Origin of the sequence: Phaeobacter sp. HF9A, from assembly GCF_011806385.1 — a bacterium.
Lineage (GTDB): Bacteria > Pseudomonadota > Alphaproteobacteria > Rhodobacterales > Rhodobacteraceae > Epibacterium.
The window spans coordinates 1-13,105 of record NZ_JAATOX010000023.1; the positions used below are offsets into that span (position 1 = coordinate 1).

A 13,105-nucleotide genomic window follows, 5' to 3' on the forward strand; every position below is an offset into this window, starting at 1 on the left:
GCACCGAGTTGAACGCGGCACGCTGGATGGTCTCGTTGTTCCAGGCGCTGACGTACCAGCGCAGCGACCAGCCACCCCAGACCCCGACCGAGGATTCCGCGTTGAAGGAATAGACCACCAGCGAGACGATCGGCGCATAAAGGATGACAAAGATCGCAAGCGCGACAGGCGCAAAGCCCGGCATCCGGCGCAGGTTGAAGGATTTGGTTCTAGTGGCCATCTGTTTCGCCTTTCTTCCCGTCCTGACGCACGTAGACGATCAGCAGGATCATCACGATGAACAGCAGGGTCATCGACAGGGCAGAGCCAAGCGGCCAGTTGCGCCCCTGTCCGAACTGGAGTTCGATGAAATTGCCCATCATCATGTTCTTGCCACCGCCCAGAACGCGCGGCGTCACATAGGCGCCGATAGATGGGATAAACACCAGGATGCATCCGGCGATGATGCCGGGACGGCAGGAGGGCAGGATGACATGGCGCAGCACCTGCGCGCGGTTGGCGTAGAGATCATAGCCCGCCTCGACCAGCCGCAGATCCAGCTTTTCAAGGCTTGCATAGATCGGCAGCACCATCAGCGGCAGATAGACGTAGATCAGGCCAAAGAGCACAGCCCCATCGGTGAAGAGCATCTGGATCGGCTCGTCGATCACACCGATACCGATCAGAATATTGTTGATATGGCCGGTGTTGCGGATCAGATCCATGATCGCGAAGGTCCGCACCAACAGGTTGGTCCAGAACGGGATCGTGATCAGGAAAAGCCAAATATTGCGGGACTTGGCCGGTCGGGTGGCGATGAAATAGGCGGTCGGGAAACCGACAAGCAGCGCCCCGCTCATTGTCATCAGGGACAGTTTGAGCGACCGCCAGAAGATCGCCAGGTTGGCGTCGGCAAAGACCAGGGAATCGTCAAAGATATCCTTGGTGTAGATCACACTTAGCCAGCCTTCGGTGGAGAATTGCCCGAATTTCACGCCACCGTAGTCGCCACGCTCCATGAAGGAGAACAGCAGCACGACGATCAGCGGCCCAGCCGCAAACAGGAGGATCGTCAGGATCGCCGGCGCCGACAAAAGCCAGCGACGGCGGGTATCTTGGGACTGTTCTGGTGTCTCGGACATCGCTCAGTCCTTCAACAAACGCGCGGATTGCGGATCGACCACGATGTAGACATCGGCGCCGGGCTCCAGCGGCGCTGTCGCCGCCGAGCGGTTCTGTTCGCGGGCGATGAAGGGCTCGCCGTTGTGCAGCCGCAGATAGTAATGCGTATCCGTGCCAAGAAAGACCGTGCGCTCCAGCCGTGCAGGCAGGGCGTTGGCGCTGGCCTCGGTGCTGACCTGCACATGTTCGGGCCGGATCATGAGGGTGACGGCGGTGCCGGGGGCGACATCCACATCGCCCGTTGCAGAAAGGGTTGCGCCGTCCAGAGTGACGCGATGCTGCGCCCCATCGCGGGACTCGATGGTGCCCGCGATGAAATTCGCCTCGCCGATGAAATCCGCCACAAAGCGGTCAGCGGGCCGGTCGTAGATCGCCCGCGCATCGCCAACCTGAAGCACTTCGCCCGCGCTCAGGACCGCGATGCGGTCCGACATGGTCAGCGCCTCTTCCTGGTCGTGGGTCACAAAGATGAAAGTGATCCCGGTTTCGGTCTGGAGGCGTTTCAGCTCGACCTGCATTTCCTTGCGCAGCTTGTAGTCCAGCGCCGAGAGCGGCTCGTCCAGCAACAGAACCCGCGGCGAGGGCGCCAGCGCCCGGGCCAGCGCCACCCGTTGCTGCTGACCACCGGACAGCTGCCCGGTGCGCCGCTTGGCAAAGGCCTCCAGCTGGACCAGCGCCAGCATTTCCTTGACGCGGGCGGCGATCTCCGCCCGCGGCTTGCCCAGCATCTTCAGACCAAAGCCGATGTTCTCGCTGACCGTCATATGCGGAAACAGCGCGTAGTTCTGGAACACCGTGTTGATCGGGCGTTTGAAGGGCGGCAGCGTGGCGATGTTTTCGCCCATCAGCTTGATTTCGCCCTCGGTGGGGGACTCAAACCCCGCAATCAGCCGCAGAAGCGTTGTCTTGCCACAGCCCGAGGGGCCAAGCAGCGTGAAGAATTCGTTCTGATTGATCGTCAGATCGACCCGTTTCAGCGCGGTGAAGGTGCCAAATTTCTTGACGACACCTTCGGCTGCGACGGAGGGCTGGGTAAAATCAGTTTCCGATTTCATGGGTCACCTTTCCGCCGCAGATTGTCATGACCGGTTTCATGGCCGGGATGTCCTCGACCGCAGTTGCCTCGATATCCGCCGACAACAGCACGAGATCCCCGAGATAGCCCTTTTTCAACATGCCCTTGCGGTCTTCGGCGTGCTCGGCATAGGCGCCTTCGATGGTGTAGCCGGCCAGCGCCTCTTGCAGGGTGACGGTGTGATCGGGCAGATGCGGCTCCCAGGGTTTCCAGGTCAGGGCGGCGTGAATGCCGGCCAGAACGTCGATCCGGGCCACCGGCCAGTCCGACGAGAACGGCACATGCGCGCCCGCGTCGATCATCCGCCGCCAGGGGAAGGCCAGATGCCAGCGATCCGCGCCAAGCCGGGATTTCGCGGGTTCGATCTGGAAATCCATCGCGCCCGGGGGGTGCGGAGGCTGCATGGAGGCGATGGCGCCGATTTCCTTGAAACGCGGAATATCGTCTTCGTGGATCAGTTCCACATGCTCGACCCGGTGGCGAGCGTCGCGTTCGCCATTGGCCTTTGCCGCGGCCTCATAGCCGTTGAGCACCTGGCGCACCGCCGCATCCCCGCAGGAATGCACCGCGATTTGCAAGCCGCGCCGGTCTGCCTCGACCATCATTTCGGTCATCTGTTCTTCGGTAAACAATGGCTCGCCGCGATGGCCCGGGCGGTCGGCGTAGTCCTCCAGGAAATAGCCGGTGTAGCCCTCCATGACGCCGTCGCAGAAGCATTTGACCAGGCCGGAGTTGATCCAATCGCCCGTATAGGTCTCATGCATCATCGAGGCCTTTTCGAGCATGTCCACATCCATGAAGTTCTTGAAGTGGAACGGCACCTTGATGCGGCAGGTCAGATCGCCGTCGGCCTCGATCTCTTTCAGAAGCTCCATCGTATAGAGGTTGCCGTCCATATTGTGGATCGAGGTGATGCCATGTTGCGCACACCAGTCCAGACCGGCCAGCAGGTCGGCCTTGTCCTTGGCGCGTTCCTCGGGCGTCGGGGCGGGATCAGGTTCGCCACCGGTGGAGAGGCCCAGGCTGCTGCGATGCTCGCCGGAATAGAAATCGACCGGGCTGAAGGCTTCGGCCTCGCGCAGCTCGCCATTGGCCAGCCCGTCCTCGCCCATGACAATCTCGTTGCCGGGGCCGAGTTCCTTGCCATGCAGCAGGCTGGTTTCCTTGAGCAGCAGCGTGTTGGCCCACATGGTGTGATAGTCAAAGGACACAAAGGCCAGCGGGCGGTCCGAGATCATCCGGTCCAGAACATGCCGGTCAAAGAGCTGCCCGTCGCCGAGCATGTCGTAATCGACCCCCTCGGCATAGACCACCTTGGCATCGGGGTTGGCTGCGGCCTGGGCGCGGACTTTTTCGCAGATCGCGTCAAAGCCTTTGGTGCCGGTCAGTTTCAGGTGCTTGAGCGAGGCGCCGCCGCCAAAGAGATGCATATGCGCCTCGATGAAACCGGGCAGCAACGAGCCGCCCTTGGCGTCAACGATCCGCGTCTGGGGCCCGGCATGAGCCATCACCGCATCGTCAGAGCCGACCTCCAGGATGCGCCCATCGGCGATCGCAACGGCAGAGGCTTTTGGGTTCTCCGGGTCCATCGTCAGTGCATGCGCACCGGTGACAATAATATCTGCTTTCATTCTTTTTGGGACGCCCGGGTTCCCCCAAAGCGCCGCTTCTCCCTGTTTTGTGGATTCTTTTTTGTATACGTTTTCGGTGGGCATCACACTTGTCAACTGATTACTCTTGGGTTAGGCCAAATAGTTACCTTTGGATCAGAAAGTCGCCCAATGAGCGTTCAAAATCACGGCAACCTTCGGCAAACCACCTATGAGGCGATCAAGAGGCTGATCGTCACCGGGCAATTGCCGCATGGGTCCCGGGTCGCGGAGGCCGATCTGGCGGAGCGGCTCAAGGTCAGCCGCACCCCGGTCCGCGAGGCGTTGAACCGCCTTGAACGCGATGGTTTTGTGCTGCCGCGCCCCCGCAGCGGCTATTCGGTCATGACCATTGACATGGAGACGGTGAACGAAGCGTTCGACGTGCGCGACCTGCTTGAATCTGAGACGACACGACTGGCCTGCCGCGCCATCGACGACAGCGGTCGCGCCGCCCTGAACGCCATTATCGACGAATGCGACCGGCTCGCCGCGCTCCCTGATCGCTCGATCGAGGATGATCTGCGCGAAATGCAGATCGGCATCGACCTGCATCGCGTTATCGCGGACCTTGGCGGCAACCGTCTGCTCTGCGATCTTCTGGACGGCATCCTTGACCGCTGTCAGGCCTATATCTGGCTGGACGTCAGCCACATGGACACCTTTGGCGACGCCCGTGACGAACATCGCGTTATCGTCGAGGCCATTTGCCGGGGCGACGAAGAAAACGCCATCGCCCTGACCCGCCGCCACGTGGAGGACTCGCGAGAGAACATCCTTACTGTGTTGCGGCGGCGTCAGGGCATCCATGGTATGACGGTTCGCTCCGATTAACTGCGTCTCGGGTCGATCGGGACGGCCTTGTCCAGCCCGAGCATCTGTTCCAGCTGGTAGGCCGCCGCCAGAACCGCATGATCGCCACGCGGCGGACCGCAGAGTTGCAGGCCGACCGGCAAGCCCTCGGGCGTCAGGCCGACAGGCAGCGACAGCACCGGGCAGGAGGTGATCGACAGCATCGACGTCAGCTGCAACCAGTCCATATAGTCCTTGAAAACATAGCCGTTCAGCTCTTTGGGGCTGCTGATTTCGACCGGGAAAGGCGGCATGCAGGTACAGGGTGCAAGCAGCAGATCGTGGGTTTCAAAGAACGCCACCATAGCCTGAAACAGGATCCCGCGCTGACGCTCGGCCTCTGCCAATACCGCGCCGGATTGGGTCAGGCCGCGTTCGGTGTTCCAGATATTGTCGGCCTTCCACATCTCTGGCTGGGCCTGAACCGATGGGCCTTTGCCCGCCGCGAAACTGGCCGCGCGGATGGCGTGGAAGGTCTCCATCGCCTTGGAAAAATCGGGGATCTCCTCGGTGACCTCCCAGCCGGCCTTGACCAGGTGTTCCACCGCTTTGTCGCAGGCATCGGCCACGTCCTTGTGGACCGGCGAGACGCCCAGATCGCGACTATAGGCGACGCGGCGGGGGCGGTCGTCGGGCCGCGCGGCCTCGGAAAACGGGATCGCGGGGGCGGGCAGCGCGAGCGGATCGCCGGGGTGGGTGCCTGCCATTGCATCCATCATCAACGCCACATCGCTGACGGTGCGACCCATCGGCCCCTCGACCGCAACGGTATCAAAGGGAAACGGATTCGGCCCATTGGCCACGCGCCCCGGCGAGGGGCGCAGCCCGACAATGCCGCAAAACGCCGCCGGTGTACGCAGCGATCCGCCATAGTCGGACCCGCTGGCAAGCCAGACCTCACCGGCCGCCAAAGCCGCCGCCGATCCACCGGAGGAGCCGCTGGCGGTCATGCGGGTATCCCAGGGTGTCACCGTGGGCTCAAAGACCTGATTGAACGTATTGCCGCCCGCGCCAAATTCCGGCGTGTTGGATTTGCCGATGACGATGGCGCCATTGGCCTCCAGCCGCTCCACCATGAAATCCGAGCGATCCGGCACATTGTCGGCATAGATCGGCGAGCCATAGGTGGTGCGCACCCCGGCCACATCGTTCAAATCCTTGATTGCGATCGGCAGACCCGCCAGCCAGGAGGGATCGTCCTTGCGCACGTCGCCCATGGCCTCAACCGCCTTTGCGGCGGCCAGGGCGCGGTCCTTGCACAATGTCGGCAAGGCCTTGATGTCATCCTCGACCGCAGCAATCCGGTCAAAGGCGGCGTTCACTGCCTCGGTCGGGGTGACCTCACCGGCCTTGAGTTTCTGCACCAGCGCAACCGCGCTCAGTTTATAAAGCTCTGTCATGCTGTCACCAGCTGCCCGTATTGGCCATCGAGGCCCAGGGCTCCTGTGGCGCAAGCTTGTCGCCGGTCTGGATCAGCTCGATGGAAATGCCGTCGGGCGAGCGCACAAAGGCCATATAGCCGTCGCGGGGCGGGCGATTGATGGTGACGCCGCCATCCATCAGGCGCTGGCAGGTCTCGTAGATATTATCGACCTCGAAACACAGATGCCCAAAGCCACGACCGACGGTATAGTCCTCCGGGTCCCAGTTGTAGGTCAGCTCCAGCTCCGGGCCTTCGCGGCTGCTGTCCAGATCCCCCTCGGCGCGCAGAAACACATTTGTATAGCGGCCCTCTTCGCTGCTGATGCGTTCGGTTTCGCGTAGCCCCAGAAGGGTGCAGTAAAACGCCAAAGACGTGTCAATATCAGTGACCCGAACCATCGTGTGCAAATAGTGCATATCGTGTTTCCTAAACTTATCAGAGGGTTGAGGGGGATCTTACTCCAGGTTTATGCCTCCTCGATCCAACCGCTGACGGCCTTGACCTCGAGGAATTCTTCAATGCCCCAGACACCGCCCTCGCGGCCAATGCCGGACTGGCCAAAGCCCCCAAAGGGCGCGCCAAAGGGAATATCGGTGCCGTTGAGCCGCACCATGCCGCTGCGCAATTTACGTGACAGGCGCTGTGCGCGCGCAGCATCCGTGGTCCAGAGATAAGCCGCGAGCCCATAGGGGCTGTCGTTCGCCATGGCGATGGCCTCGGCCTCGGTGTCAAAGGGGATGATCGACAGGACGGGACCAAAAATCTCCTCGCGGGCGATGGTCATGTCATTGGTCACATCGGCAAAAACGGTCGGCTCCACAAAAAAGCCGCCCTCGTCAGCGGCCCCGCCGCCGGTGACCAGCCGGGCCTCTTCCTTGCCCTTCGCCATGAAGCTCTTGACCCGTTCATACTGCGCGAGGTTCGCCAGTGGCCCCATATCGGTGGCGGCGTCCTCGGGATCGCCAACCTTCAGGGATTGCGCCACATCGCTGGCCGCCTTGACGACCTGATCATAGACGCTGCGCTCGACCAGCATGCGCGAGGGTGCGTTGCAGGACTGGCCGGTGTTGCGAAACATCGACACCGCGGTCTCCCGCCCTGCGGCCACCGGATCCGCATCGGAGAAAACGAGGCAGGCACCTTTGCCGCCCAGTTCCAGGCTGACGCGTTTGATATCATCGGCGGCGGCATGGGTGACAGCGGCCCCGGCGCGGGTCGATCCGGTCAGCGACACCGTGGCGACATCGGGGTGGCGCACCAGCGCTTCGCCCAGGTCCGGCCCGGTGCCAAAGACCATGTTGAACACGCCTGCGGGCACCTCTGCCGCATGCATGATCTCGGCAAAGACCTGCGCCGAGAGGGGCGACAGCTCCGAGGGTTTCAGCACCATGGTGCAACCCGCCGCCAGCGCCGCGCCGACCTTCAGCGTGATCTGGTTCATCGGCCAGTTCCACGGCGTGATCAACACAGCAACGCCCATCGGCGCCATCATGATCCGGTCCGACCCATCGCCGACGTCGGGCGTGCTGATCCAATGGACCTTTTCGATGGCCTTGATGAAGTCTTTCAGATGGCCCTTGCCAGCCCCGACCTGTGCGGCGGCGGACATCGTTGCCGGCGCACCCATCTCGCGGGTCATGGCCACGGCCAGATCCTCTGCGCGCGCCTCATAGCAGGCCAGAACCCGTTCCAGAACCGCCTTGCGTTCGGCCACGGAGGTCTCTGCCCAGGCATCAAAAGCCGCGCTTGCGGCCTGAACCGCGCGCGCGCCATCCTCGGCGCCGCTTAGGGCAAGCGTGCCGATTGCGGTGCCAGTTGCGGGGTTAATGATCTCGTGTTCAGCTACGGCTTGGGTCTTTTGCCATGCGCCGCCGATATAGGCTTGATCCAGTCGCATCTCGGGTCTCCGGTTGGTGTTATGGGGAGGCTAGCCAGTTTGAGGAAGGCAATCAACATCATTGTATACGATTTTGTATTTTTGAAGGTGGTGATGCCAGCCCCCTAAATTAGTGGATGTTTTTTAGGCACTTGCGCAATGCAGGACAAACCAATCGGCCCGGGGCAGCATATGTGCCCCGGGCCGACTCTCTTCTAGGGACGACCGGAAATCGGGTCGTCAGATCAGATGCTGACGCCTTTGGGGTCCAGGGTGATCTTCCACAGCTCCTCGTCGGCGCGATCCATCAGGCGCACGGTCATCTGCTGGGTCTTGGCGTCGATATCGACCAGACCGAAGAATTGCAGACCGGCGGAGGGCGGCAGGTTGGCGCCCTGCTCGGCGGTCGGCGCCTTCACAAATTTGACCTCGGGACCAAAGGTGCCATCGAGGGCGTTGGGGCCGAAGGTGCCGGCGTGCAGCGGGCCGGAGACGAATTCCCAGAATGGATCAAAGTCCTGAAACGCCGCCTTGTCGGGGTTGTAGTAATGCGCCGCGGTGTAATGCACATCGGCGGTGAACCAGACGGTGTTCTCGATCTTGGCGGTCTTGATAAAGCGCAGCAGGTCGGCGATCTCGAACTCGCGGCCCTTGGGGGTGCCATTGTCGCCATTGGCGACGGCTTCGACATAGTCGCCATCGCGCACCACCAGACCCAGCGGCATATCGCAGGCGATCACCTTCCAGGTCGCGGTGGAGTTGGTCAGCTCGCGCTTCAGCCAGGCGATCTGCTCGGCCCCCAGCAGCGTGGTCGCCGGATCCTTCGGATCCTCTTGCAGGCCGAGATCATTGCCCGCGCGATAGCTGCGCAGATCAAGGAAGAACACGTCCAGCATCGGGCCATAGGCGATCTTGCGATAGACGCGACCGGGCTCTGCCGGGGTGTAGCTGATCGGGGTCATCTCGTGGAAGGCCCGCGCCGCGCGCGAGGCCAGCACATGCACCGATTTCTCCGTGTAGCGGTCATCGGCGGTCAGATCCTTGGAATCGGACCAGTTGTTTACCACCTCATGGTCGTCCCACTGGAAGAAGGTCGGGCAGAGCGCATTCATCGCCTGCACGTGTTCGTCCATCAGGTTGTATTTCCACTGGCCGCGGAATTCGTTGAGCGTCTCTGCGACTTTGCGCTTTTCGTCGATCAGGGTGGTGTTTTTCCAGATCAGCTCGCCATCCTTCACCACCTCGTCCTGCATCGCGCCATCGGCATAGATGGTATCGCCCGAATGGATAAAGAAATCCGGCTTGTGATGCGCCATGGTGGCATAGGTGCGCATGCCTTCATCGTCGATCCCCCAGCCCTGACCGGCGGTGTCGCCGGACCAGGCAAAGCGGATGTCACGGCGCGCGGTCGGCGCGGTGCGGAACTGGCCGACGATCGGGTCAGAGCTGGCCTGAAGGTCGTTCAGATCCGCCGCCACGAAGCGGTAAAAGATATCCTGATCGGAGGGCAGCCCCTCCACCATGCGCTTGACAGCAAAGTCGCCATTGGGGTCGGCATACATCGGCGCCAGCTGGCGGGCATTGGCAAAGCTCTCGGTGGTGGAGACTTCCATCATCACCTTGGCGGGACGGTCGGTGCGGGTCCAGATCATACCCGAGGAGGTGCCGACATCGCCCGACTGAACGCCATGGGTGAACATCGGACGCGCCGAAGCGCGTGACAGCGAGGGTGCCGCCAGCGCGGCGGTGAATGCGGTGCCGCCAGCCAGAAAGGCGCGGCGGCTGGGACGGAGAAAACGAGAAGAAGACATCTGAATTTCCTGTCTAAGTAAGGATGGGTGCCATCCTCAGACCGCAGGAATGTAAAAACAGATCTCGTTTTGGATGAAGAGTTCGCTATGGTTTTGTAACGACCGCCGAGCGGGGCGATCCAGCCTCCACCGCGCCGCTTGCGCGCGCTCCGTCCAGCGACCGTTGCTTCCCTCTTGGCCGCGTAGCTCTCTTCCTCTTGCGACCCTAGCAAGCGGCCTTGCGCAGCGGGCGGGCCGGTGGCCCGGGCGTCCTGCCCAGGCCGGCGACAGCCCCCCCCGACGCGGCTGTTGCGCCATGCCCGAGGCCGGGGCTGCTAGCGTCCGGTGAGACCCGGAAACGCCACCAGCAAGCCGACCGCGAGGATTTGCAGCGCGATAAAAGGCAGCAACGCACGGAAAATCTCGCCCAGCGATATATCCGGTGGCGCCACGGACTTCAGGTAGAAGGCGGCCGGGCCAAAGGGCGGCGACAGGAAGCTCACCTGCATGTTCATCGCAAACAGCACCCCGAACCACACCGGGTCGAGGCCGAGCGTCTTGATGATCGGCACGAAGATCGGCATCGTCAAAAGCGCAATCCCGACCCAGTCGAGAAAGGCCCCGAGAACAAAGAGGATGGCCATCATCACCAGCACGATCACGGTTGGATTGTCGGAAATCCCCGTCATCAGCTCGGAGATGAAACGAATGCCGCCCATCAGGTTATAGACCCCGACAAGCGCCGTGGCGCCGATGCCGATCCAGACGATCATGCCGACCGTGGCCAGGGTTTGCATGGCGCTGTCGCGCAGCATTTTCAGCGAGAACTCCCCGCGCAGGAGGGTCGAGAGCAGCACCCCGCCTACCCCGACAGCCGAGGCTTCGGTCACCGAGGCAATACCGGCGTAGATCGACCCCAGCACAAAGAAGACGACCAGCAGCGGCAGGACCAGCCCCTTGAGCAGCTTGATCTTTTCCGCGGCGGGCATAGGCACCGGATCAGGTGGCGGTGCAATATTCGGGCGGCCGTAGGACAGCACGAGAATATAGATCACGTAGAACATCGCCAGCATGAAGCCGGGAATAAAGGCCGCCGTGAACAGGTCTCCGATCGACACATTGGCCGTCAGCCCGTAGATGATCAGCACGATCGACGGCGGCACCATCGTGCCCAGAGAGCCACCGGCGCAGACCACGCCGATCGCCAGCTTGCGGTCATAGCCCTGCCGCAGCATCTGCGGCAGCGCGATCATGCCCAGCAGGACGATCTCGCCGCCGATGATCCCGGACATCGCGGCCAGCACCACCGCGACAAAGATCGTTTGCACCGCGACGCCACCGCGCAAGCGCCCGCCGATCAGCTTCATCGCGTCAAAGAGGTCGCGCGCAATCCCGGATCGGTCCAACAGCGCCGCCATCAGCACGAACATCGGCACCGAAACAAAGACGAAGCTTTCGACAAAGGTGTATATGCGCGAGGTGATGATCGGCACCGCCATGGTGCCATAGCCCAGGAGCGCAAAGACCAGCGCCACCAGCAATGTGACAAAGGCCAAGGGCATTCCCGTCAACAGCAGCGTGACCATCAGGCCAAACATCCAGAGCGTCAGCGGCCCGATGCCGATGGCCGCGAAATCGAGAAGGGCACTCATGCGTCATTCTCCGAGGCGCGCTCGACCGGGGCGCGCAGGTAGTTGAGGGCGAGGATCAGGAACTGCACCGCCATGGCGATCAACATGAGCAGCAAGAAGCCCTTGACCAGCGCCGGCGTCGGCGGGTTCCAGGCAGAGCCGGAGGTTTCCATGCGAAAGGCGCCGGACGGTGTCCAGAAGGACTTTGACACCATGATCCAGCAGGCAAAGGCGAAGAACCCAGAGGCGATCAGCGACAGGAGGGAAATGGCGACATTCAGGCACCGCCTGCCGCGCGGCCCGATCACGTCATAGATCAGCACAACCCGAATATGGCTGTTGCGCGACACGCAGAACAACCCGCCATAGAGGAAGGCGAGACCGCACAGAAAGGTCGTGGTCTCATGTGCCCAAAGCGTCGGACTGTTGAACACATAGCGCAGGAAGACCTCGAGCAGCAAAATGCCGGCAGCCAGCACGATGCCCGCCGCAAAGACATAGCCCCCCTTGTCGATGATGCGCCCAAGGCGGCCCGCTTCGGGCGCCGCGCGCATGGACAAATCACTCATGTTTTTCCTCCCCGCTCAAAATCCGGGGCGGGTCACACCGCCCGCCCCGGTTTTGTTCACTTGATCAGGCCCTTGGATTCCAGATACGCGTTCAGGCCGTCATAGACCTTCTGCGCCATCTCGGACTGGCTTGCGACCTTTTCCCATTCACCGCGCGCGATGCCACGGAACTTGGCGCGCTCCTCGGCGGGCCAATCGTGGATGGTCACCGCACCCGAGGCTTTGGCCGCTTCGATCGCCGCCAGATCGCGCTCTTGCAGGGCGTTGATCTGGGTTTGCTGGAAATCCTTGATCGACGCGCGGAACATCTCCTGCACCTCTGCGGGCAGCGCGTCCCATTTGGCCTTGTTCATCGAGACCTCAACAAGCGGCAACGAGTGGAAACCGGGATAGACCGGGTGCAGGGCCACGTCGTTCATGCCCACCTCCTGGTTGACCGAGAAGACCGAATAGTCGGCAGCGTCGATCACACCCTTGTCGAGCGAGGTATAGACCTCGGAGGCGGGCAGGTTCACGGGCGCGGCGCCCGCAGCGCGGAAGACATTGGCGATCAACCCCTCCGGGTTACGCACCTTGATCCCTTCAAGGTCGGCAACGCCATCCAGCGGCACTTTGGAGACAAAAGCCTCCAGCCCCGGGGTCGAGACGCCGATGAATTCCAGCCCATAGGGGTTCAGAAGCTCGTTCATCAGCTCGGCACCGCCGCCGTTCTCGACAAAGTCGATCATCTCGGCGGGGTCGGACCAGGCGCCGACCGGGTTGGCGATCAGGCCAAAGGCCGGGTCCTTGCCCGCAAAATAGGACGTGTCGGTGATATGGCCGTCGATGATGCCCGCGCCCACGGCATCCTGGGTTTCCTTGTAATCGACGATGGAGCCCACCGGCAGCAGCTCGACGACAACATTGCCGTCGCTCATCTCTTTCAGCGTTTCGGTCCAGCCCTGCTGGAACTCGAAATTCGGGTTGCCCGCCGGATCGGACGATTGAAAGCGAAAGCTGTAGTCCTGTGCGGTGGCGGCCATGGCCGTCAGGCCAAGGGCCAGCGCGCTGGTGAGCAGGGTCTTGTAGGTCATCGAGGT

The 13,105-nt window shown here is 62.1% G+C and carries 11 protein-coding genes and 1 pseudogene; 1 reads left to right on the forward strand and 11 read right to left on the reverse strand.

The genetic code is table 11. The features are described from left to right. The 4 genes and pseudogenes from HCZ87_RS06385 to HCZ87_RS06400 all read right to left on the reverse strand — a co-directional run. Positions 1–220, reverse strand: a pseudogene (locus HCZ87_RS06385) (spermidine/putrescine ABC transporter permease PotC); the annotation flags it as partial. After that, positions 210–1,121, reverse strand: a complete 912-nt coding sequence (locus tag HCZ87_RS06390; RefSeq protein ID WP_167642937.1) for an ABC transporter permease — start codon at positions 1,119–1,121, stop codon at positions 210–212. The pseudogene HCZ87_RS06385 and the gene HCZ87_RS06390, both read right to left, overlap by 11 nt. Positions 1,122–1,124: 3 nt before the next feature. After that, positions 1,125–2,216, reverse strand: a complete 1,092-nt coding sequence (locus HCZ87_RS06395; RefSeq protein WP_167642938.1) for an ABC transporter ATP-binding protein — start codon at positions 2,214–2,216, stop codon at positions 1,125–1,127. Beyond that, positions 2,200–3,867, reverse strand: a complete 1,668-nt coding sequence (locus HCZ87_RS06400; RefSeq protein ID WP_167642939.1) for an amidohydrolase — start codon at positions 3,865–3,867, stop codon at positions 2,200–2,202. The genes HCZ87_RS06395 and HCZ87_RS06400 overlap by 17 nt, the downstream gene beginning before the upstream one ends. A gap of 150 nt (positions 3,868–4,017) precedes the next feature. Between HCZ87_RS06400 and HCZ87_RS06405 the strand changes: the two genes are divergently transcribed. Continuing rightward, on the forward strand, positions 4,018–4,719 hold the full coding sequence (locus HCZ87_RS06405) for a GntR family transcriptional regulator (protein WP_167642940.1): 702 nt from the start codon (positions 4,018–4,020) through the stop codon (positions 4,717–4,719). Here the strand turns inward: HCZ87_RS06405 and HCZ87_RS06410 are convergent. From HCZ87_RS06410 to HCZ87_RS06440, 7 genes are all read right to left on the reverse strand, one after another. Continuing rightward, positions 4,716–6,137 carry an amidase gene (locus HCZ87_RS06410; protein ID WP_167642941.1) on the reverse strand — a complete coding sequence of 474 codons (1,422 nt, stop codon included), beginning with the start codon at positions 6,135–6,137 and terminating at the stop codon, positions 4,716–4,718. The genes HCZ87_RS06405 and HCZ87_RS06410 overlap by 4 nt on opposite strands. Positions 6,138–6,141: 4 nt before the next feature. Continuing rightward, complete coding sequence (locus tag HCZ87_RS06415) at positions 6,142–6,576, reverse strand: VOC family protein (RefSeq protein ID WP_167642942.1); 435 nt, start codon at positions 6,574–6,576, stop codon at positions 6,142–6,144. 50 nt (positions 6,577–6,626) lie between these two features. After that, on the reverse strand, positions 6,627–8,057 hold the full coding sequence (locus HCZ87_RS06420) for an aldehyde dehydrogenase family protein (RefSeq protein WP_167642943.1): 1,431 nt from the start codon (positions 8,055–8,057) through the stop codon (positions 6,627–6,629). A 224-nt stretch (positions 8,058–8,281) separates the two neighbouring features. Further along, on the reverse strand, positions 8,282–9,847 hold the full coding sequence (locus HCZ87_RS06425; protein WP_167642944.1) for an alkaline phosphatase: 1,566 nt from the start codon (positions 9,845–9,847) through the stop codon (positions 8,282–8,284). 314 nt (positions 9,848–10,161) lie between these two features. Then, on the reverse strand, positions 10,162–11,478 hold the full coding sequence (locus HCZ87_RS06430) for a TRAP transporter large permease subunit (protein ID WP_167642945.1): 1,317 nt from the start codon (positions 11,476–11,478) through the stop codon (positions 10,162–10,164). Further along, the gene (locus HCZ87_RS06435; protein ID WP_167642946.1) at positions 11,475–12,026 is read right to left on the reverse strand and encodes a TRAP transporter small permease subunit; all 552 of its coding nucleotides are present in this window, start codon (positions 12,024–12,026) and stop codon (positions 11,475–11,477) included. Before HCZ87_RS06435 ends, HCZ87_RS06430 begins: the two co-directional genes overlap by 4 nt. Before the next feature lie 56 nt (positions 12,027–12,082). Next, a complete protein-coding gene (locus HCZ87_RS06440) occupies positions 12,083–13,099 on the reverse strand; it encodes a TRAP transporter substrate-binding protein (protein ID WP_167642947.1) in 1,017 nt (338 codons plus the stop codon). Positions 13,100–13,105 lie beyond the last annotated feature (6 nt).

Bases quoted from the DNA above. Each gene is read 5' to 3' on its own strand.
- HCZ87_RS06390 (WP_167642937.1), bottom strand. From the start codon at position 1,121: ATGTCCGAGACACCAGAACAGTCCCAAGATACCCGCCGTCGCTGGCTT.
- HCZ87_RS06395 (WP_167642938.1), bottom strand. From the start codon at position 2,216: ATGAAATCGGAAACTGATTTTACCCAGCCCTCCGTCGCAGCCGAAGGT.
- HCZ87_RS06400 (WP_167642939.1), bottom strand. From the start codon at position 3,867: ATGAAAGCAGATATTATTGTCACCGGTGCGCATGCACTGACGATGGAC.
- HCZ87_RS06405 (WP_167642940.1), top strand. From the start codon at position 4,018: ATGAGCGTTCAAAATCACGGCAACCTTCGGCAAACCACCTATGAGGCG.
- HCZ87_RS06410 (WP_167642941.1), bottom strand. From the start codon at position 6,137: ATGACAGAGCTTTATAAACTGAGCGCGGTTGCGCTGGTGCAGAAACTC.
- HCZ87_RS06415 (WP_167642942.1), bottom strand. From the start codon at position 6,576: ATGCACTATTTGCACACGATGGTTCGGGTCACTGATATTGACACGTCT.
- HCZ87_RS06420 (WP_167642943.1), bottom strand. From the start codon at position 8,057: ATGCGACTGGATCAAGCCTATATCGGCGGCGCATGGCAAAAGACCCAA.
- HCZ87_RS06425 (WP_167642944.1), bottom strand. From the start codon at position 9,847: ATGTCTTCTTCTCGTTTTCTCCGTCCCAGCCGCCGCGCCTTTCTGGCT.
- HCZ87_RS06430 (WP_167642945.1), bottom strand. From the start codon at position 11,478: ATGAGTGCCCTTCTCGATTTCGCGGCCATCGGCATCGGGCCGCTGACG.
- HCZ87_RS06435 (WP_167642946.1), bottom strand. From the start codon at position 12,026: ATGAGTGATTTGTCCATGCGCGCGGCGCCCGAAGCGGGCCGCCTTGGG.
- HCZ87_RS06440 (WP_167642947.1), bottom strand. From the start codon at position 13,099: ATGACCTACAAGACCCTGCTCACCAGCGCGCTGGCCCTTGGCCTGACG.